This is a genomic window from Streptomyces sp. NBRC 110028 (assembly GCF_001417735.1).
GTDB lineage: Bacteria > Actinomycetota > Actinomycetes > Streptomycetales > Streptomycetaceae > Streptomyces.
Window position 1 is genome coordinate 145,338 of sequence record NZ_BBUZ01000036.1, and the last position, 20,694, is coordinate 166,031.

The 20,694-nt window shown below is 67.9% G+C and carries 14 protein-coding genes; 11 read left to right on the forward strand and 3 right to left on the reverse strand.

Features of this window, described 5'->3' with window-relative positions; genetic code table 11:
- Window positions 1–41: 41 nt before the first annotated feature.
- The 10 genes from rplJ to ASC60_RS29070 all read left to right on the forward strand — a co-directional run bounded on the left by rplJ (window position 42) and on the right by ASC60_RS29070 (window position 15,601).
- A complete protein-coding gene (rplJ, locus tag ASC60_RS29025; protein WP_055556071.1) occupies window positions 42–602 on the forward strand; it encodes a 50S ribosomal protein L10 in 561 nt (186 codons plus the stop codon).
- A gap of 84 nt (window positions 603–686) precedes the next feature.
- Window positions 687–1,076: a 50S ribosomal protein L7/L12 gene (gene rplL / locus ASC60_RS29030; protein ID WP_055556073.1), complete on the forward strand. Its 390-nt coding sequence runs from the start codon at window positions 687–689 to the stop codon at window positions 1,074–1,076.
- A 562-nt stretch (window positions 1,077–1,638) separates the two neighbouring features.
- Window positions 1,639–5,121, forward strand: a complete 3,483-nt coding sequence (gene rpoB / locus ASC60_RS29035; protein ID WP_055556074.1) for a DNA-directed RNA polymerase subunit beta — start codon at window positions 1,639–1,641, stop codon at window positions 5,119–5,121.
- 98 nt (window positions 5,122–5,219) lie between these two features.
- The gene (locus tag ASC60_RS29040) at window positions 5,220–9,119 is read left to right on the forward strand and encodes a DNA-directed RNA polymerase subunit beta' (protein ID WP_055556076.1); all 3,900 of its coding nucleotides are present in this window, start codon (window positions 5,220–5,222) and stop codon (window positions 9,117–9,119) included.
- Window positions 9,120–9,451: 332 nt separating this feature from the next.
- Window positions 9,452–9,823 carry a 30S ribosomal protein S12 gene (gene rpsL, locus ASC60_RS29045; protein ID WP_014054153.1) on the forward strand — a complete coding sequence of 124 codons (372 nt, stop codon included), beginning with the start codon at window positions 9,452–9,454 and terminating at the stop codon, window positions 9,821–9,823.
- Between the two features lie 2 nt (window positions 9,824–9,825).
- Entirely contained in the window at window positions 9,826–10,296 is a 471-nt protein-coding gene (rpsG, locus tag ASC60_RS29050) for a 30S ribosomal protein S7 (RefSeq protein WP_014178748.1), read from the forward strand.
- Window positions 10,297–10,335: 39 nt separating this feature from the next.
- A complete protein-coding gene (fusA, locus tag ASC60_RS29055; protein ID WP_055556078.1) occupies window positions 10,336–12,456 on the forward strand; it encodes an elongation factor G in 2,121 nt (706 codons plus the stop codon).
- A 225-nt stretch (window positions 12,457–12,681) separates the two neighbouring features.
- A complete protein-coding gene (gene tuf / locus ASC60_RS29060) occupies window positions 12,682–13,875 on the forward strand; it encodes an elongation factor Tu (protein ID WP_055556080.1) in 1,194 nt (397 codons plus the stop codon).
- Window positions 13,876–14,004: 129 nt separating this feature from the next.
- The gene (locus ASC60_RS29065; RefSeq protein WP_055556082.1) at window positions 14,005–14,535 is read left to right on the forward strand and encodes a hypothetical protein; all 531 of its coding nucleotides are present in this window, start codon (window positions 14,005–14,007) and stop codon (window positions 14,533–14,535) included.
- Complete coding sequence (locus ASC60_RS29070) at window positions 14,528–15,601, forward strand: SRPBCC family protein (RefSeq protein WP_055556084.1); 1,074 nt, start codon at window positions 14,528–14,530, stop codon at window positions 15,599–15,601. Before ASC60_RS29065 ends, ASC60_RS29070 begins: the two co-directional genes overlap by 8 nt.
- A gap of 71 nt (window positions 15,602–15,672) precedes the next feature.
- On the opposite strand, the gene ASC60_RS29075 is transcribed toward ASC60_RS29070, so the two are convergent.
- The 3 genes from ASC60_RS29075 to ASC60_RS29085 form a co-directional block, all read right to left on the reverse strand.
- Entirely contained in the window at window positions 15,673–17,811 is a 2,139-nt protein-coding gene (locus ASC60_RS29075; RefSeq protein WP_234357187.1) for a PIG-L family deacetylase, read from the reverse strand.
- Between the two features lie 364 nt (window positions 17,812–18,175).
- A complete protein-coding gene (locus ASC60_RS29080) occupies window positions 18,176–19,168 on the reverse strand; it encodes a GNAT family N-acetyltransferase (RefSeq protein WP_055556086.1) in 993 nt (330 codons plus the stop codon).
- 116 nt (window positions 19,169–19,284) lie between these two features.
- Window positions 19,285–19,872 carry a Uma2 family endonuclease gene (locus tag ASC60_RS29085; RefSeq protein ID WP_055556088.1) on the reverse strand — a complete coding sequence of 196 codons (588 nt, stop codon included), beginning with the start codon at window positions 19,870–19,872 and terminating at the stop codon, window positions 19,285–19,287.
- Between the two features lie 509 nt (window positions 19,873–20,381).
- Here ASC60_RS29085 and rpsJ point away from each other — a divergent pair.
- Window positions 20,382–20,690 (forward strand): 30S ribosomal protein S10, encoded by a 309-nt coding sequence (rpsJ, locus tag ASC60_RS29090; RefSeq protein WP_003948644.1) that lies wholly within the window; start codon window positions 20,382–20,384, stop codon window positions 20,688–20,690.
- Window positions 20,691–20,694: the final 4 nt, after the last annotated feature.

A 20,694-nucleotide genomic window follows, 5' to 3' on the forward strand; every position in this document is an offset into this window, starting at 1 on the left:
GGCCGATGCGGTCCTCATCACCCGGAAGGAGGCCGAGGCTCATGGCGAGTCCCGACAAGGTCGACGCCGTCGACGAGATGCGGGAGAAGTTCCGCACCTCGAACGGCGCCGTTGTGACCGCGTACACCGGTCTCACCGTCGCACAGCTCAAGGAGCTGCGCCGTTCGCTCGGTGAGAACGCCCAGTACCGTGTGGTGAAGAACACGCTGACCAAGATCGCGGCCAACGAGGCCGGGATCAACCAGATCGACGACCTGTTCACAGGTTCGTCGGCCGTCGCCTTCGTGACCGGTGACCCGGTCGAGGCGGCGAAGGGTCTCCGTGACTTCGCCAAGGACAACCCCGCTCTCGTCATCAAGGGCGGTGTCCTTGATGGCAAGGCGCTGTCCGCCGACGAGATCAAGAAGCTCGCGGACCTCGAGTCCCGCGAGGTGCTGCTCTCCAAGCTGGCGGGCGCCATGAAGGGCAAGCAGTCCCAGGCTGCCGCGCTCTTCCAGGCCCCGCTGTCGAAGTTCATCCGCACCGCGGAGGCGCTTCGGAGCAAGGTCGAGCAGGGCGGTGCCGGCGAGCCGGCTCCCGCCGAGGCCGAGGCCGCCGAGTAACTCGGCCCCGGTCGCAGCGGGCCCGGAAGAAGCCCGCCCCCATTTTCATCCGGCACCTGCCGAACTAGTGGAAGGACCGCCATCATGGCGAAGCTCAGCCAGGACGACCTGCTCGCGCAGTTCGAGGAGATGACCCTCATCGAGCTCTCCGAGTTCGTGAAGGCCTTCGAGGAGAAGTTCGACGTCACCGCCGCCGCCCCGGCCGCCGTCGTCGCCGCCGGTGCCCCGGGTGCCCCGGCCGCCGCCGAGGCCGAGGAGGAGAAGGACGAGTTCGACGTCATCCTCACCGGCGCCGGCGACAAGAAGATCCAGGTCATCAAGGTCGTGCGTGAGCTGACCTCCCTGGGTCTGAAGGAGGCCAAGGACCTCGTCGACGGCACCCCGAAGCCGGTCCTGGAGAAGGTCAACAAGGAGGCCGCGGAGAAGGCCGCCGAGTCCCTCAAGGGCGCCGGCGCCTCGGTCGAGGTCAAGTGATCTCACGGGTCGGATGACCCGCTGTGCCGTGAGGGCGATCACCCGTTGGGGTGGTCGCCCTTCGGTGTTCTTGGGACGGCTACGCTGACTTTCCGGTTCCGGCAGGTATGGTGATCTTCGTTGCCCGTCGCCACGCCCTGTGACGATCTCGCCGGAGTGGGGGGCCTTGACGAACGGCACGCAGCGCGCAATTCTCGGGACGCGACGTCACACCGATCCGTAAGTCCGAGGCATGGATCGCCGGCGAAGCGGGCAGTATCGATATGCGTTGGCGAAGCGCGATGACTGCCGGACAGGCGTGTGAAGGACAACGAGGGGCGCGCCCCTCACCGGAGGGAGAGATTGGCACTGCCGGTCTCAGAAACTCGGCGCTGGACATCAGTGTGCCAAGTGGCTACACTGACCCTTTGCGCTGCCTGTTAGCTGCTCCCTGCCCGTCACCAGGGGCATACCCACCTTTGAGCACTGCCGATGAAAACGCCCTGACCAGGGATTTCGTCCATGGGTTCGCGGTGGGACCGGTACGCGCGTAGTGAGTCCGAGCCCTCGGAAGGACCCCCTCTTGGCCGCCTCGCGCAACGCCTCGACTGCCAATACGAACAACGGCGCCAGCACCGCCCCGCTGCGCATCTCCTTTGCGAAGATCCAGGAACCGCTCGAGGTTCCGAACCTCCTTGCACTGCAGACCGAGAGCTTCGATTGGCTGCTCGGCAATGCCGCCTGGAAGGCTCGCGTCGAGGCTGCGCTGGACAGCGGTCAGGACGTCCCCACCAAGTCCGGTCTGGAAGAGATCTTCGAGGAGATCTCCCCGATCGAGGACTTTTCCGGGTCGATGTCCCTGACCTTCCGTGATCACCGCTTCGAGCCGCCGAAGAACTCGATCGACGAGTGCAAGGAGCGCGACTTCACGTACGCCGCGCCGCTCTTCGTCACCGCCGAGTTCACCAACAACGAGACCGGGGAGATCAAGTCCCAGACGGTCTTCATGGGCGACTTCCCGCTCATGACCCCGAAGGGCACCTTCTGCATCAACGGCACCGAGCGTGTCGTCGTCTCGCAGCTGGTCCGCTCGCCGGGTGTGTACTTCGACTCCTCCATCGACAAGACGTCCGACAAGGACATCTTCTCGGCCAAGATCATCCCGTCCCGGGGTGCCTGGCTGGAGATGGAGATCGACAAGCGCGACATGGTCGGTGTCCGCATCGACCGCAAGCGCAAGCAGTCCGTCACCGTCCTGCTCAAGGCGCTCGGCTGGACCACCGAGCAGATCCTCGAGGAGTTCGGCGAGTACGAGTCCATGCGCGCCACCCTGGAGAAGGACCACACCCAGGGCCAGGACGACGCGCTGCTCGACATCTACCGCAAGCTGCGCCCGGGCGAGCCGCCGACGCGTGAGGCCGCCCAGACGCTGCTGGAGAACCTGTACTTCAACCCCAAGCGCTACGACCTCGCCAAGGTCGGTCGGTACAAGGTCAACAAGAAGCTCGGCGCGGACGCCCCCCTCGACGCCGGCGTGCTGACCACCGACGATGTCATCGCGACCATCAAGTACCTGGTCAAGCTGCACGCCGGGGAGACCGAGACGGTCGGCGAGGCCGGCGACATGATCGTCGTCGAGACCGACGACATCGACCACTTCGGCAACCGCCGCCTGCGGAACGTCGGCGAGCTGATCCAGAACCAGGTCCGCACCGGTCTGGCCCGTATGGAGCGCGTCGTCCGCGAGCGGATGACCACCCAGGACGTCGAGGCGATCACGCCGCAGACCCTGATCAACATCCGGCCGGTCGTCGCCTCCATCAAGGAGTTCTTCGGCACCAGCCAGCTGTCGCAGTTCATGGACCAGACCAACCCGCTGTCGGGTCTGACCCACAAGCGCCGTCTGTCGGCGCTGGGCCCGGGTGGTCTGAGCCGTGAGCGGGCCGGCTTCGAGGTCCGTGACGTGCACCCCTCGCACTACGGCCGCATGTGCCCGATCGAGACGCCGGAAGGGCCGAACATCGGTCTGATCGGCTCGCTCGCCTCGTACGGCCGGGTCAACGCGTTCGGCTTCGTCGAGACCCCGTACCGCAAGGTCCACGAGGGTGTCGTCACCGACAAGGTGGACTTCCTCACCGCCGATGAGGAAGACCGCTTCGTCATCGCCCAGGCGAACGCGCCGCTGGCCGAGGACAACACCTACGCCGAGAACCGCGTCCTGGTCCGCCGCCGTGGCGGCGAGGTCGACTACGTGCCCGGCTCCGAGGTCGACTACATGGACGTCTCGCCGCGCCAGATGGTGTCGGTCGCGACCGCCATGATCCCCTTCCTCGAGCACGACGACGCCAACCGCGCGCTCATGGGCTCGAACATGATGCGTCAGGCCGTGCCGCTGATCAAGGCGGAGTCCCCGCTGGTCGGCACCGGTATGGAGTACCGCTGCGCGGTCGACGCCGGTGACGTCATCAAGGCCGAGAAGGACGGTGTCGTCCAGGAGGTCTCCGCCGACTACGTGACGGTGGCCAACGACGACGGCACCTACACCACCTACCGGGTGGCCAAGTTCTCCCGCTCCAACCAGGGCACGTCCTTCAACCAGAAGGTCGTCGTGGACGAGGGCGCCCGCGTCATCACCGGTCAGGTGCTGGCCGACGGCCCGTCCACCGAGGACGGCGAGATGGCGCTCGGCAAGAACCTGCTCGTCGCGTTCATGCCGTGGGAGGGCCACAACTACGAGGACGCGATCATCCTCAGCCAGCGGCTGGTGCAGGACGACGTCCTCTCCTCGATCCACATCGAGGAGCACGAGGTCGACGCCCGGGACACCAAGCTCGGCCCCGAGGAGATCACCCGGGACATCCCGAACGTCTCCGAGGAGGTCCTGGCCGACCTCGACGAGCGCGGCATCATCCGCATCGGTGCCGAGGTCGTCGCCGGCGACATCCTGGTCGGCAAGGTCACCCCGAAGGGTGAGACCGAGCTGACCCCGGAGGAGCGCCTGCTGCGCGCGATCTTCGGTGAGAAGGCCCGTGAGGTCCGTGACACCTCGCTGAAGGTGCCGCACGGCGAGATCGGCAAGGTCATCGGCGTCCGCGTCTTCGACCGCGAGGAGGGCGACGAGCTGCCGCCCGGCGTGAACCAGCTGGTCCGCGTCTACGTCGCGCAGAAGCGCAAGATCACCGACGGTGACAAGCTCGCCGGCCGCCACGGCAACAAGGGCGTCATCTCGAAGATCCTGCCGGTCGAGGACATGCCGTTCCTGGAGGACGGCACCCCGGTCGACATCATCCTCAACCCCCTCGGTGTGCCGTCCCGAATGAACCCGGGACAGGTGCTGGAGATCCACCTCGGCTGGCTGGCCTCCCGCGGCTGGAAGGTCGAGGGCTCCGAGGAGTGGATGCAGCGGCTGCAGGCGATCGGCGCGGACGAGGTCCAGCCCGGCACCAACGTCGCGACCCCGGTCTTCGACGGTGCCCGTGAGGACGAGATCGCCGGTCTCTTCGAGGCGACGATCCCGAACCGCGACGGGGACCGCCTGGTCCAGTCCTCCGGCAAGGCCCGGCTCTTCGACGGCCGCTCCGGCGAGCCGTTCCCGGACCCGATCTCGGTCGGCTTCATGTACATCCTCAAGCTGCACCACCTGGTGGACGACAAGCTGCACGCCCGGTCCACCGGCCCGTACTCGATGATCACCCAGCAGCCGCTGGGCGGTAAGGCTCAGTTCGGTGGCCAGCGCTTCGGAGAGATGGAGGTGTGGGCGCTGGAGGCTTACGGCGCCGCGTACGCCCTCCAGGAGCTGCTGACCATCAAGTCCGACGACGTCACCGGCCGTGTGAAGGTCTACGAGGCCATCGTCAAGGGCGAGAACATCCCCGAGCCCGGCATCCCCGAGTCCTTCAAGGTGCTCATCAAGGAGATGCAGTCCCTGTGCCTCAACGTGGAGGTGCTGTCCAGCGACGGCATGTCCATCGAGATGCGCGACACCGACGAGGACGTCTTCCGCGCTGCGGAGGAGCTCGGCATCGACCTGTCGCGGCGCGAGCCGAGCAGCGTCGAAGAGGTCTGACGGGTCTGGCCGGGGCGGCTCGTACGCACCGCCCCGGCCTCTCCCCGGACCCCCAGTCAGACCCGAAGACACGACCCTGAAAGAGGGATTGACGACAAGTGCTCGACGTCAACTTCTTCGACGAGCTGCGGATCGGCCTCGCCACTGCTGACGACATCCGTCAGTGGTCCCACGGCGAGGTCAAGAAGCCGGAGACCATCAACTACCGCACCCTGAAGCCCGAAAAGGACGGACTCTTCTGCGAGAAGATCTTCGGTCCGACCCGGGACTGGGAGTGCTACTGCGGCAAGTACAAGCGCGTCCGCTTCAAGGGCATCATCTGTGAGCGCTGTGGCGTCGAGGTCACCCGCGCCAAGGTGCGCCGTGAGCGGATGGGCCACATCGAGCTGGCCGCTCCCGTCACCCACATCTGGTACTTCAAGGGCGTGCCCAGCCGTCTGGGCTACCTGCTCGACCTCGCCCCGAAGGACCTCGAAAAGGTCATCTACTTCGCCGCCTACATGATCACGTGGGTGGACGAGGAGCGCCGCACGCGCGACCTGCCCTCGCTGGAGGCCCACGTCTCCGTCGAGCGCCAGCAGATCGAGCAGCGCCGCGACGCCGACCTGGAGGCCCGCGCCAAGAAGCTCGAGGCCGACCTCGCCGACCTGGAGTCCGAGGGCGCCAAGGCCGATGTGCGCCGCAAGGTGCGCGAGGGCGCCGAGCGCGAGATGAAGCAGCTGCGCGACCGCGCCCAGCGCGAGATCGACCGTCTCGACGAGGTGTGGAACCGCTTCAAGAGCCTCAAGGTCCAGGACCTGGAGGGCGACGAGCTGCTCTACCGCGAGCTGCGTGACCGCTTCGGCACGTACTTCATGGGCGGCATGGGTGCCGCCGCCCTGCAGAAGCGCCTGGAGTCCTTCGACCTCGACGAGGAGGCCGAGAAGCTCCGCGAGATCATCCGGACCGGCAAGGGCCAGAAGAAGACCCGTGCGCTCAAGCGCCTCAAGGTCGTCTCCGCCTTCCTGCAGACCCGCAACAGCCCCAACGGCATGGTGCTGGACTGCATCCCGGTGATCCCGCCGGACCTGCGTCCGATGGTGCAGCTGGACGGTGGCCGCTTCGCGACCTCCGACCTGAACGACCTGTACCGCCGGGTCATCAACCGGAACAACCGCCTCAAGCGTCTTCTCGACCTCGGTGCCCCCGAGATCATCGTGAACAACGAGAAGCGGATGCTGCAGGAGGCCGTCGACGCGCTGTTCGACAACGGCCGCCGCGGCCGCCCGGTGACCGGTCCCGGTAACCGTCCGCTGAAGTCCCTCAGCGACATGCTGAAGGGTAAGCAGGGCCGGTTCCGTCAGAACCTGCTCGGTAAGCGCGTCGACTACTCGGCCCGTTCCGTCATCGTCGTCGGCCCGCAGCTCAAGCTGCACCAGTGCGGTCTGCCCAAGGCCATGGCGCTGGAGCTGTTCAAGCCGTTCGTGATGAAGCGCCTGGTGGACCTCAACCACGCGCAGAACATCAAGTCGGCCAAGCGCATGGTCGAGCGCGGCCGCACCGTCGTGTACGACGTGCTCGAAGAGGTCATCGCCGAGCACCCGGTGCTGCTGAACCGTGCGCCGACCCTGCACCGCCTGGGCATCCAGGCCTTCGAGCCGCAGCTGGTCGAGGGCAAGGCCATTCAGATTCACCCGCTCGTCTGCACCGCGTTCAACGCGGACTTCGACGGTGACCAGATGGCCGTGCACCTGCCGCTGTCCGCGGAGGCCCAGGCCGAGGCCCGCATCCTGATGCTGTCCTCGAACAACATCCTCAAGCCGGCCGACGGCCGGCCGGTGACCATGCCGACCCAGGACATGGTGCTGGGTCTGTTCTTCCTCACCACCGACGAGGAGGAGCGCAAGGTCATCGGCGAGGGCCGGTCCTTCGGCTCCAGCGCCGAGGCGATCATGGCGTTCGACGCCCGGGAGCTGTCGCTCCAGGCGAAGATCGACATCCGCTTCCCCGTAGGCACCGTCCCGCCCCGCGGCTGGACCCCGCCGGCTCCGGAAGAGGGCGAGCCCGCCTGGCAGCAGGGCGACAGCTTCCGGCTGCGCACCACGCTGGGCCGCGCGCTCTTCAACGAGCTGCTGCCCGAGGACTACCCGTTCGTCGACTACTCGGTGGGCAAGAAGCAGCTCTCCGAGATCGTCAACGACCTCGCCGAGCGCTACCCCAAGGTGATCGTCGCGGCGACCCTGGACAACCTGAAGGCGGCCGGTTTCCACTGGGCCACCCGCTCCGGTGTCACCGTCGCCATCTCCGACATCGTCGTGCCCGAGGCCAAGAAGGCCATCATCACGGGCTACGAGGCGCAGGACGAGAAGGTCCAGAAGCAGTACGAGCGCGGCCTGATCACCAAGGACGAGCGCACCCAGGAACTGATCGCGATCTGGACCAAGGCGACCAACGAGGTCGCCGAGGCGATGAACGCGAACTTCCCGAAGACCAACCCGATCTTCATGATGGTCGACTCGGGCGCGCGCGGAAACATGATGCAGATGCGTCAGATCGCCGGTATGCGTGGTCTGGTGTCCAACGCGAAGAACGAGACCATCCCGCGGCCCATCAAGGCGTCGTTCCGTGAGGGTCTCTCCGTGCTGGAGTACTTCATCTCCACCCACGGTGCCCGTAAGGGTCTCGCGGACACCGCCCTGCGTACCGCCGACTCCGGTTACCTGACCCGTCGTCTGGTGGACGTCTCGCAGGACGTGATCATCCGCGAGGAGGACTGCGGCACCGAGCGCGGCCTCAAGCTGGCGATCGCGACCAAGGGCGCGGACGGCGTGCTGCGCAAGACCGAGGACGTCGAGACCAGCGTGTACGCGCGCTGCCTCGCCGAGGACATCGTCGTGGAGGGGAAGGTCCTGGCCCCGGCCGGCACCGACCTGGGCGACGTGCTCATCGACGAGCTGGTCCGGCACGGTGTGGAGACGGTCAAGACCCGTTCGGTGCTCACCTGCGAGTCCGCCGTCGGCACCTGCGCCATGTGCTACGGCCGCTCGCTGGCGACCGGCAAGCTGGTGGACATCGGCGAGGCCGTCGGCATCATCGCCGCCCAGTCCATCGGTGAGCCCGGCACCCAGCTGACGATGCGTACCTTCCACACCGGTGGTGTGGCCGGTGACGACATCACCCAGGGTCTGCCGCGTGTCGTCGAGCTGTTCGAGGCCCGTACGCCCAAGGGCGTCGCGCCGATCTCGGAGGCGGCCGGCCGCGTCCGGATCGAGGAGACCGAGAAGACCAAGAAGATCGTCGTCACCCCGGACGACGGCTCCGAGGAGACCGCCTACGGCGTCTCCAAGCGGGCCCGTCTGCTGGTGGGCGAGGGCGACCACGTCGAGGTCGGCCAGGCGCTGACCGTGGGTGCCACCAACCCGCACGACGTGCTGCGCATCCTCGGCCAGCGCGCCGTCCAGGTGCACCTGGTCGGCGAGGTCCAGAAGGTCTACAACTCGCAGGGTGTGTCGATCCACGACAAGCACATCGAGATCATCATCCGGCAGATGCTGCGCCGGGTCACGATCATCGAGTCCGGCGACGCGGAGCTGCTGCCGGGCGAGCTGGTGGAGCGTACGCGCTTCGAGGGTGAGAACCGTCGTGTGGTCCAGGAAGGCGGCCACCCGGCCTCCGGCCGTCCGCAGCTGATGGGTATCACCAAGGCCTCGCTGGCGACCGAGTCCTGGCTGTCGGCGGCGTCCTTCCAGGAGACGACCCGGGTGCTCACCGACGCGGCGATCAACGCCAAGTCGGACTCCCTGATCGGCCTCAAGGAGAACGTCATCATCGGTAAGCTCATCCCGGCCGGTACGGGCCTGTCCCGCTACCGCAACATCCGGGTCGAGCCGACCGAGGAGGCGAAGGCCGCGATGTACTCGGCCGTCGGCTACGACGACATCGACTACTCGCCCTTCGGTACCGGCTCCGGCCAGGCGGTCCCGCTGGAGGACTACGACTACGGTCCGTACAACCAGTAGGCTCCGGCCGGCAGGCGCGAATCTGTTCGCAGGGCGGTCACCCCATGGCGGGGGTGGCCGCCCTGCGGCTATGCTCCGGGTTGGTGTGTCCAGCGCGTGTGCATTTGTTTTGACCGGAGCCGATGCGGTAGGTACGCTCTGACCTTGTGCCTGGGGTGTCCCTGGGCTCCCGTGTGTGCTTGAGACCGCGCGGGGGACCAAGGTGTCGACACCAACAATTCGCACTCTCCTGACTTTCGCAGGGGGCTGCGGTGCGCGACACACCCGACCGCGTGGGTCGGAGAAATCCCAGGTTAGCTTTACCGAGACGGCACACAGAAACCGGAGAAACGGTGCCTACGATCCAGCAGCTGGTCCGCAAGGGCCGCCAGGACAAGGTCGAGAAGAACAAGACTCCCGCACTGGCGGGGTCGCCGCAGCGCCGTGGCACGTGCACCCGCGTGTTCACCACGACGCCGAAGAAGCCGAACTCGGCGCTCCGCAAGGTCGCGCGTGTCCGGCTGAGCAGTGGGATCGAGGTCACCGCCTACGTCCCGGGTGAGGGTCACAACCTGCAGGAGCACTCCATCGTGCTCGTGCGTGGCGGTCGAGTGAAGGACCTGCCGGGTGTTCGCTACAAGATCATCCGCGGCTCCCTCGACACGCAGGGCGTCAAGAACCGCAAGCAGGCTCGCAGCCGCTACGGCGCCAAGAAGGAGAAGTAAGAATGCCTCGTAAGGGTCCCGCCCCGAAGCGCCCGGTCATCATCGACCCGGTTTACAACTCTCCTCTGGTGACGTCCCTCATCAACAAGGTGCTGCTGAACGGTAAGCGCTCCACCGCCGAGCGCATCGTGTACGGCGCCATGGAGGGCCTGCGCGAGAAGTCCGGCAACGACCCGGTCATCACGCTCAAGCGCGCGCTGGAGAACGTGAAGCCGACCCTCGAGGTCCGCTCCCGCCGTGTCGGTGGCGCCACCTACCAGGTGCCGGTCGAGGTCCGTCCCGGCCGCTCCTCCACCCTCGCGCTGCGCTGGCTCGTGGGCTACTCCCGCGCCCGCCGCGAGAAGACCATGACCGAGCGCCTGATGAACGAGCTGCTGGACGCCAGCAACGGCCTCGGCGCCTCCGTCAAGCGTCGCGAGGACACCCACAAGATGGCCGAGTCCAACAAGGCCTTCGCGCACTACCGCTGGTAGTCGCTACCCCCATCGAGACCGAGAGAAGACTGAAGCCTTATGGCTACCACTTCACTTGACCTGGCCAAGGTCCGCAACATCGGGATCATGGCCCACATCGACGCGGGCAAGACGACGACCACTGAGCGGATCCTGTTCTACACCGGTGTGAGCTACAAGATCGGTGAGGTCCACGATGGCGCTGCCACCATGGACTGGATGGAGCAGGAGCAGGAGCGCGGCATCACGATCACGTCGGCCGCGACGACCTGTCACTGGCCGCTTGAGGACACCGATCACACGATCAACATCATCGACACCCCGGGTCACGTCGACTTCACGGTCGAGGTGGAGCGCTCGCTGCGCGTCCTCGACGGTGCCGTGACGGTGTTCGACGGTGTGGCCGGCGTGGAGCCGCAGTCCGAGACCGTGTGGCGTCAGGCGGACCGCTACGGCGTTCCGCGGATCTGCTTCGTCAACAAGCTCGACCGCACCGGCGCCGAGTTCCACCGCTGCGTCGACATGATCACGGACCGCCTGGGCGCGGTGCCGCTGGTCATGCAGCTGCCGATCGGCACCGAGGCCGACTTCAAGGGTGTCATCGACCTCGTCACCATGAAGGCGCTGGTCTGGTCCGCCGAGGCGACCAAGGGCGAGATGTACGACACCGTCGACATCCCGGACACCCACGCCGAGGCCGCCGACGAGTGGCGCGGCAAGCTGCTGGAGACCGTCGCCGAGAACGACGAAGAGATGATGGAGCTGTACCTGGAGGGCGAGGAGCCCTCCGTGGAGCAGCTGTACGCGGCGATCCGCCGCATCACCATCGCCTCCGGCGTGGGCGGCGGCACGACCGTCACCCCCGTGTTCTGCGGCACCGCGTTCAAGAACAAGGGCGTGCAGCCCCTGCTCGACGCGGTCGTCCGGTACCTGCCGTCGCCGATCGACGTCGAGGCGGTCGAGGGCCACTCGGTCAAGGACCCCGACGAGGTCATCAAGCGGCGTCCGTCCGAGGAAGAGCCGCTGTCGGCGCTGGCGTTCAAGATCGCGAGCGACCCGCACCTCGGCAAGCTCACCTTCATCCGGGTCTACTCGGGCCGTATGACGGCCGGCACGCAGGTGCTGAACTCGGTGAAGGGCAAGAAGGAGCGCATCGGCAAGATCTACCGGATGCACGCGAACAAGCGTGAGGAGATCGAGTCGGTGGGTGCCGGTGACATCGTCGCCGTCATGGGTCTGAAGCAGACCACCACCGGTGAGACCCTCTGCGACGCGTCGAACCCGGTGATCCTCGAGTCCATGGACTTCCCGGCCCCGGTCATCGAGGTGGCCATCGAGCCGAAGTCCAAGGGCGACCAGGAAAAGCTCGCCGTCGCGATCCAGCGGCTTGCCGAGGAGGACCCGTCCTTCCGCGTCAAGACCGACGAGGAGACCGGCCAGACCATCATCGCCGGTATGGGTGAGCTCCACCTCGACGTGCTGGTCGACCGCATGAAGCGCGAGTTCAAGGTCGAGGCCAACGTCGGCAAGCCGCAGGTGGCCTACCGTGAGACGCTGCGCAAGGCGGTCGAGCGGTACGACTACACGCACAAGAAGCAGACTGGTGGTTCCGGCCAGTTCGCCAAGGTGCAGATCGCGCTGGAGCCGCTCGAGGGCGACGGCTACGAGTTCGAGAACAAGGTCACCGGTGGCCGCATCCCGCGGGAGTACATCCCGTCCGTGGACGCGGGCTGCCAGGAGGCCATGGAGTTCGGCGTGCTCGCCGGCTACCCGCTGACCGGCGTCAAGGTCGTGCTTCTCGACGGTGGCTACCACGAGGTCGACTCCTCCGAGATGGCCTTCAAGATCGCCGGTTCGATGGCCTTCAAGGAGGCCGCCCGCAAGGCCAGCCCGGCCCTGCTCGAGCCGATGATGAAGGTCGAGGTCACGACGCCCGAGGACTACATGGGCGACGTGATCGGCGACATCAACTCCCGCCGTGGTCAGATCCAGTCCATGGAGGACCGTAGCGGCGCCAAGCTGGTAACCGGTCTGGTCCCGCTGTCGGAGATGTTCGGCTACGTGGGCGACCTGCGCAGCAAGACCTCTGGCCGCGCCAGCTACTCCATGCAGTTCGACTCCTACGCCGAGGTTCCGCGGAACGTCGCCGAGGAGATCATCGCGAAGGCCAAGGGCGAGTAAGGCGGGTTCATCCGCATTCCTCACCCTTTAGGCTGGAGCAAAAGGCAACGGGTGTTCCGCCGGAGACCGTCCACCGTGGCGATCGATGGCGGGCCCCGGCCGCCGGCCCCCATACGAATACGGCGAAGGGCATCCCCCTCGGGGTCCTGGCCGGTTCGGTAAGACCAACTGAACCCATTCGCAAAGCGCGGATGCGTTACAGAACCACTCCACAGGAGGACCCCAGTGGCGAAGGCGAAGTTCGAGCGGACTAAGCCGCACGTCAACATCGGCACCATCGGTCACATCGACCACGGTAAGACGACCCTTACCGCGGCGATCACCAAGGTGCTGCACGACGCGTTCCCGGACCTGAACGAGGCCTCGGCCTTCGACATGATCGACAAGGCGCCGGAAGAGCGCCAGCGCGGTATTACGATCTCCATCGCGCACGTCGAGTACCAGACCGAGTCGCGTCACTACGCGCACGTTGACTGCCCCGGTCACGCGGACTACATCAAGAACATGATCACCGGTGCCGCGCAGATGGACGGCGCCATCCTCGTGGTCGCCGCCACCGACGGCCCGATGCCGCAGACCAAGGAGCACGTGCTCCTGGCCCGCCAGGTCGGCGTTCCGTACATCGTCGTCGCCCTGAACAAGGCCGACATGGTGGACGACGAGGAGATCCTGGAGCTCGTCGAGCTCGAGGTCCGTGAGCTGCTCTCCGAGTACGAGTTCCCGGGCGACGACGTCCCGGTCGTCAAGGTCTCGGCGCTGAAGGCGCTCGAGGGCGACGCCGAGTGGGGCAAGTCCGTCCTCGACCTGATGAAGGCCGTCGACGACTCGATCCCGCAGCCGGAGCGCGACGTCGACAAGCCGTTCCTCATGCCGATCGAGGACGTCTTCACCATCACCGGTCGCGGTACGGTCGTCACCGGCCGTATCGAGCGCGGTGTGCTGAAGGTCAACGAGAACGTCGACATCATCGGCATCAAGAACGAGAAGACCTCGACCACCGTCACCGGTATCGAGATGTTCCGCAAGCTGCTCGACGAGGGCCAGGCCGGTGAGAACGTCGGTCTGCTGCTTCGCGGCATCAAGCGCGAGGACGTCGAGCGCGGCCAGGTCATCATCAAGCCGGGTTCGGTCACCCCGCACACCGAGTTCGAGGCCCAGGCGTACATCCTGTCCAAGGACGAGGGTGGCCGCCACACGCCGTTCTTCAACAACTACCGTCCGCAGTTCTACTTCCGTACCACGGACGTGACGGGCGTTGTGACCCTCCCCGAGGGCACCGAGATGGTCATGCCGGGCGACAACACCGAGATGTCCGTCCAGCTGATCCAGCCGGTCGCCATGGAGGAGGGCCTGAAGTTCGCCATCCGTGAGGGTGGCCGGACCGTCGGCGCCGGTCAGGTCACGAAGATCAACAAGTGATCTGACGCTCTTCGGAGCACGCTCCCCGGAGCACGAAGCCCCACTCGCCTTCATACGGCGGGTGGGGCTTTTCCGTATGTGGGTACCCGGCCCCCCGTATCGAAGCTGAGTTCGACTTCGGGAGAACGGATGATGACCAACGGCAAGATCGCGGTGGCGGTCGCGGGAGGCTACCTCCTGGGGCGTACCAAGAAGGCGAAACTCGCCCTCGGGCTGGGCATGTTGCTCGCCGGGAAGAAGATCAGCCTGGATCCGCAGCAGCTGGCCCGGGCGGTCGCCGACTCCCCGCTGCTGAGCGGCCTGAACGCGCAGGCGCGCAAGGACCTGGCCGGTGCCGCCAGGACGGCCGCGACCTCGGCCCTGTCCACCCGCATGAACGGCCTCGCCGATTCGCTGCACGACCGCACGCTGAGCCTGCGCGGTGGGGCAGACGATGCAGGCGATGCGCGCGACGCGGACGAGGAGCCGGAGCACGACGAACCGGCCGACGAGGAGAGCGAGCGGAAACCGCCGGCGCCACGCCGCAAGGCGCCGCAGGCCAAGGCCCCGGCCGGCCGGGCGCGCAAGACCGCCGCCTCGTCGTCCGGCGCGGCGGGGAAGACCGCGAAGAAGGCCACGAAGAAGACGGCGAGGAAGACCGCCGGGGGCCGCAATGGCTGACACGTTGGGCAAGCTGAAGGACGACATCGTCCGCAGCCCGGCCGCGGACCGCCTCAAGGACGAGCTGCAGAGCTACGTACAGGCCCGGGCGACCCACGCGCTCTCCGGGCTCGGCAGCGGTCTCACCAAGGGCACCAAGGCGCTCGGCGAGGGCAAGCCGCCGGGCCGGGCCGTGCTGAAGGCCGGGGCCTCCCAGCTGAAGGACTCGTTGAAGGACTCGCTGAAGGACAGGGTCAAGGGCATGTTCGGCAAGGGGCGTGGCAAGAGCGGTGGTGGCAAGTCCAAGAGCGTCACGGTGGTCGAGGACATCGACGTCGGGGTGCCGGTCCGCGAGGCGTACGACCAGTGGACCCAGTTCCAGGAGTTCAGCACCTTCGCCAAGGGTGTCGTCAGCGTGGAGAAGGCCGACGACACCAGCAGCAACTGGAAGGTGAAGGTCGCCAAGTCCACGCGCGGCTGGAAGGCCAACGTCACCGAGCAGGTGCCCGACGAGCGGATCAGCTGGACGACCGAGGGCGCCAAGGGCACCGTCAAGGGCGTCGTCACCTTTCACCCGCTCGGCGACAACCTCACCCGCGTGCTGCTGGTGCTGGAGTACTTCCCCAAGGGGCTGTTCGAGAAGACCGGCAACATCTGGCGCGCCCAGGGCCGCCGGGCACGGCTCGACCTCAAGCTCTACCGCAAGTTCATCATGATGCGCGGCGAGGCCACGGACGGCTGGCGCGGCGAGATCCGGGACGGCGAGGTCGTGGTCGACCACGAGACGGCCGTGGCGGAGGAAGAGGACGAGCACGGCGAGGAGGCCGGGGGAGAGGCCGATGAGCCGCGGGCCGGGCAGGACGACGAGGAAGCGGCGTACGAGGACGAGGGCGAGGTGGAGCCCGAGGAGGAGTACGAGGAGCCCGGCGAGCCCGAGGACGCCGACGTCGAGCCCGACGAGGAAGAGTACGAGGAAGAGCCCGAGGAGGAGTACGAGGAGGAGTACGAGGAGCCCGAAGAGCCCGCCGACGCCGAGGACGACGCCGAGGCGGAGCGCCCGCGGCGTACGGCGGCGGCTCGCCGCTGACACCCCCTACGGGCGGCGGCCAACCGCTGGGGCGCCCCGGTGAACGTACCGGGGGCGTCCCAGCGGTGGCGTCACGCCGTGGACGTCGGGCGCGGGCGCCAGACCCACGGGGTGGCGTCCGGTGCGATGCCCACCACGCAGGCTCCCTGGCCGGGGTCGGTCAGCAGGGCGGGGGTGCCCACCGGGGTGAGGTGGCCGGGGGAGCGCAGCGGGCGGTCGCCGGGGCCGGTGCCCCACTGGACCTGGACGTCGCCGTCGAGGCCGCGGCCGAGCAGGAGCAGGGTGGCGGCCTTGTGGTCGTCGCCGTCCTTGGCGGGCTCGGGCACGGTGTGCGCGGCGATGGCCCCGTACCCCTCGAAGTGCCGCAGCGTGCGGTTCTCCGTGCCGTGGACGGCGGGCACGGTGGCCGCGGGGGTGCGGTAGATCAGCGAGAGCGAGCCGTCGGGGGCGATCGCGGCGCCGATCTGGTTGCCGCCGGGTCGGGGCAGCCCGGCGGAGGGCCGCAGGGTGACGGGGCCACCGGGCTGTTCCTGCGACCAGTGGTGCACGGTGTCGCGGCCCGGGGCGACGACATGGGCGCGGCCCTCGCGGTCGACCAGGGCGGTCAGCCCGTCCTGGATCTCCGCGCCGCCGAGCCGTTCCCAGGGGGCCCAGCGGCCGTCCGCGTCCCGTACCCGGGTGGCGAGGCCCTTCTCGGCGGTCCGTACGAAGAGGTGGATCTTCCCGTCCGGGGTGGCGACCGCGGCGGGGCAGCCGACGCGGCGGCCGTGCTGCGGGTCGGCCTCGGGGGTGCCGAGTCCGGTCCAGGCGCGGAACGGCCCGTTCGGGCGGCTCTGTTCGAGCGCCACGATCTCGCGCAGGTTGGCCCCGCCCTGGCCGTCCAGCGCCGCGAACCGCAGCGCGAGCAGCACGTGGCGTCCCGCGCTGTCCGTCACGGCGGTCAGCGCGGGGGCCAGCGGCCCGCCGCCGAGCCCGAGCGGCGCCCCGAACCGCCCGCTGCCGCGGGCGGTTTCGCGCCACCGGACGGCCTGGGTGCCGAGGACGCCGTACGCGACGAGGCGGCCCTCGCGGTCGATGGTGGGGGTGGGCAGGGCGCTGGGGTAGCGGTAGTGGGTGGAGCGGATCCAGCCCTTGCGGTTCCGCAGTGGCCGCGCGCCGCCCTGGCTGTAGTCGCCGCAGCCCGCGGCGTCACCGCACTCCCACTCGGGGGAGCCGCCGTACGCCTTGATGACGCGCGCCTTCTGGGCCAGCACGGCGGGCGGCAGATTGTGCGGCCAGCGCTGGTTGTAGTAGCCGCGGAAGGACGTGGTGGTGAAGCGCGGCGCCTCCTTGTCCCGGCGGGTGGACTCGGCGGCCCACTGCGCGATCGCCTTCCAGGTGAACAGCGCGACCGGGGTGTGGTCCCGGTGGTCCGAGCAGCCGGGCTGGTCGTTGTCCTTGGGGTGCAGCGCGTCGTGGATCTGGAAGTCGGGGTCGGGGTCGAGGGTGTGGATCAGCGTGGGCCGGTAGCGGTCCATGATCTCGGCGAGCACGTCGACGAGGGTCTGGTGGACGTACGAACTGGGGTGCGTCACCGGGGAGCCCTCGGCCAGCAGCGTCCGCATGACGGCGCCCGGGGTGTCCCACAGGTCGGGCATGCGCTGGTGGCCCTCGGACAGCATGGCGATGTTGAGGAAGATCAGCCGCACCCGGCGGGCGCCGTTGGCGAGCACGTTCGTCTCCGCCTTGACGCCCCCCGGCAGGCTGAGCACCGACCGGTGCCACGGCGTGAACTGGTGGAGCCCCAGCATCTGCGCGTACGCCTGGCGCAGCCCCTGGTGGCGGGCGGCGGAGTACGCGGCCTTGTCCGGCGGCGGCAGCGGCCGCCCGGCCACCCGGTTGAGGCCTAACGCCTCGCCCGCCGTGACGTACACGCTCACCACGGGAACCCCGGAGCGCAGGACGTGCTCGTTGTCGGGGTTCATGAAGTACAGGTCGTCATCGGGGTGGGCCATGACCTGGAGCAGCGTGGCCCGCTTGTCCGCGGCCGCCGAGGTGAACGGCTCGGCGGCCCCCGGGCTGCTGGTCGTCCGGGCCGGTGTGGCGGGGGCGGCGGAAGCCCCGGGACGGCTGCTGCACCCGGCGGCGGCAGCGGCGGCCCCGAGGGCCGCCACCGCGGCCAGTGCCTGCCTGCGTGTCGTGCGCGCGGGCAGAGTCCATCGACTGTTCAATTTGGTGACCCTGTCACTTGTGCAGCGCGTAGTCTCCGGCTGCTTCCACGTGATAGGGGACGGCTGATGATCTTCAAAGGTTGTCCGATAGCCGGGAGGCGTCGGTCACAACTCGAGCGCGCCGCCCGGCGCCGGCTCAGGCGACCGAGGGGCCGCCGAGGTACCTCCCGGCCCTGGTGTAGGGCCAGGCGTTGGCGACGCAGCCCTTCAGCCGGTCCAGTCGCCGCCCGCCACGCCGCTCTCGCGGTGATGCGAAGCCGATCCTTCGTGTGATCCACGCACGCCGGAACGCGGTGGGGGCGCGGCCGGGGGCCCATGGTGGGTCACGTCGCAGGGGGCGGCGGACCTGACAGGTGTGCCGGACTCAGTGGGTGACCAGCGCCACGAGCACCGCCAGCCAGCAGACCGCCACGAGCACCGGCAGCAGCATCATGATCGCTCCGGTGGGCGACACCTTCAGATACGCGGAGCCGGGGTCACTGGTGCGCCGGTTGACTATCCGCTCGCCGCCGTGCCAGGCCATGTACTCCTCGAGCTCGATCACCGCCTCCTTGCGCGCCAGCAGGTACTGACGTCCGAAGCGCAGCATCTGCGAGAAGCCCAGCGACACCCCGAAGCCGATGACCGAGATGATGATCGCCAGCGCCGTGCCCAGGGTGCCGCCGGCGCCCTCCTTGCCCAGGCAGAAGGCGGTGGCGGCCGCGAGGCCCGCGGTGATGTAGAAGAAGTTGTTCAACTTCTGCCAGTTCAAGCTGTCTTCGTGCTTGTAGAGGTCCACCGCGATCCCGTACTGCGCGTGCAGCATCGCCTCGCGAGGCTTGCGCCAGACCCACACCACCCGGGGCAGCCCGTCCGGCGGGGCCATCCGGGTCAGCTCCTGGAAGCCGAGCTTGTGGTGGAAGCGCGCGGACGCGTCGTTGGGCGGCTCGTTGACCACAGCGGCGATCACGGGGCTCTCGTTCCACTGGTCGAGCACGTGGTAATAGAGCATCGAGGCGATCCCGGACCGCGCCGCCTCGCGGGCCACACAGATCTGCTTGATCACGAGGAAGTCGCCCAGCGCCGTCTTGATCCGGCGGTTCAGCCACTCGTCCGGCTCGACCCGGTCGGAGCTGTACGCGAGCAGGAACGCCAGGACCTGTCCGCCCTTGACCGCCACATAGAAGTGCTCGGCGGTCGTCAGCCGGGAGCGGTAGTCCGCGTCGGTGTACGCCGAGACCAGGAAACCGCCCTCGGTCGAGCCCTGAACGCCGCCGCCCGGCCCGTCCAGGCTCCGTGACGCGGCGAGCCGGGCGATCTCCTCCACGTGCTCCTCACCCGCCCGTAAGATGTCCACCCGCAGTGGCACTCCGGCCATCCCGATCCCCCCTCTTTCTCCCATTTTTCCGGCGCGCCGGAAAAAGTACCGCGGGCGTCGGCCGCCGCACCACGGTGCTCGCGGAAGCACACCACGCGGGGGACGAAGTGATCGTGTTACGCGTAGCGCGGCAGGTTCTCCGTGGAGATGGTCCACTCGCCGATCGTGATGTCCTCCCCGTAGACGAAGTCCTTCCGGGTCGCGTACCGGGGGCCATGCGGAGTGGGGTGGATGTCGGACAGCACGGCACCCTCACCCGTACGGGGGTCGAAGATCACATACACGGGGACACCCAGCTGCGCGTAATCACGTGTCTTGCCCACCCAGTCATTGTCCGGGTTGGACCGGGACACCACCTCGATGGCGGCGAGGAGCGTACGCGGATCGAGGGCTCCCTCGACGTCCATGTCCGCTTCGGCGATCACGATCACATCCGGATGGCGCAGCACGCCGGTGTGCGCATCCTCCACATCCGGTGTGCCGGTATGGGCCAGCAGATCGTCCGGCATGACCTTCTCCAGCCGACGGCTGATACGCGCCGCCGTCAGCTCGTGCGGCCCCCCCGGCGCCATCATGTCGTGAACGATCCCTTCCTTCGTGATCTCCAGCTTTCCAGGAACGCTCTCCTGTATCTGCTCGACGATGTCCCGCATGGACTGATAGCGGAGTGCGTCACGGTCGGCGTGATCCGGGGCGATCGTCATGGCGCTCGATCCTCTCTCGGTCGGCGGCCGCGTCGGTCGATGGGAAGCCTTGGAATTCATGCTAGCGAGCCGGGGGTCCAGGCCCCGGATGAACGGAAACCCGATGGGGCCGGATCGGGTTGTCGTGGTTCGGTGACGCGGGGGCGGGGTACGCTCCAGGGCCGATTCGCGGAGGCTGGGCCTCGTATGGCAGACTGTCCGGGTTGCTCGGTTGAGTGCCGATGCTGCGCGCCTCCCGCCGGGAGGACTGGAAGCGAGTCCCGCAGTACTCGTCGTCCCTGATCAGGGACGGAAGTACGGGAATCTTCCGGGAAGTGTCAGCGGGGCCCCAGCCAGGCGCCCGGTGGGTGACTCTCTCCCCCGACCAACCCCCTTCACCAGGGATCTCTTCTGCGGAGATTTACGAGAAGGGGCGCGACACGCCCGACCGCGTGGGTCGGGAGTGGGGGAAGGGCCGCGAACGCCACCGGGTCCCAGAGCGTTACGAGAGACAGGACTACGAAGTAGCCATGGCGGGACAGAAGATCCGCATCCGGCTCAAGGCCTACGACCACGAGGTCATCGACTCCTCGGCGAAGAAGATCGTCGAGACGGTGACCCGCACTGGTGCGTCGGTCGCGGGCCCGGTGCCGCTGCCCACAGAGAAGAACGTGTACTGCGTCATCAAGTCGCCGCACAAGTACAAGGACTCGCGCGAGCACTTCGAGATGCGTACGCACAAGCGCCTCATCGACATCCTCGACCCCACGCCGAAGACCGTCGACTCGCTCATGCGTCTCGACCTGCCGGCGGGCGTCGACATCGAGATCAAGCTCTGAGGTG

Coding starts and splice junctions, on each gene's coding strand:
- rplJ (WP_055556071.1), top strand. CDS start 42: ATGGCGAGTCCCGACAAGGTCGACGCCGTCGACGAGATGCGGGAGAAG.
- rplL (WP_055556073.1), top strand. CDS start 687: ATGGCGAAGCTCAGCCAGGACGACCTGCTCGCGCAGTTCGAGGAGATG.
- rpsG (WP_014178748.1), top strand. CDS start 9,826: ATGCCTCGTAAGGGTCCCGCCCCGAAGCGCCCGGTCATCATCGACCCG.
- fusA (WP_055556078.1), top strand. CDS start 10,336: ATGGCTACCACTTCACTTGACCTGGCCAAGGTCCGCAACATCGGGATC.
- ASC60_RS29065 (WP_055556082.1), top strand. CDS start 14,005: ATGATGACCAACGGCAAGATCGCGGTGGCGGTCGCGGGAGGCTACCTC.
- ASC60_RS29070 (WP_055556084.1), top strand. CDS start 14,528: ATGGCTGACACGTTGGGCAAGCTGAAGGACGACATCGTCCGCAGCCCG.
- ASC60_RS29080 (WP_055556086.1), bottom strand. CDS start 19,168: ATGGCCGGAGTGCCACTGCGGGTGGACATCTTACGGGCGGGTGAGGAG.
- ASC60_RS29085 (WP_055556088.1), bottom strand. CDS start 19,872: ATGACGATCGCCCCGGATCACGCCGACCGTGACGCACTCCGCTATCAG.
- rpsJ (WP_003948644.1), top strand. CDS start 20,382: ATGGCGGGACAGAAGATCCGCATCCGGCTCAAGGCCTACGACCACGAG.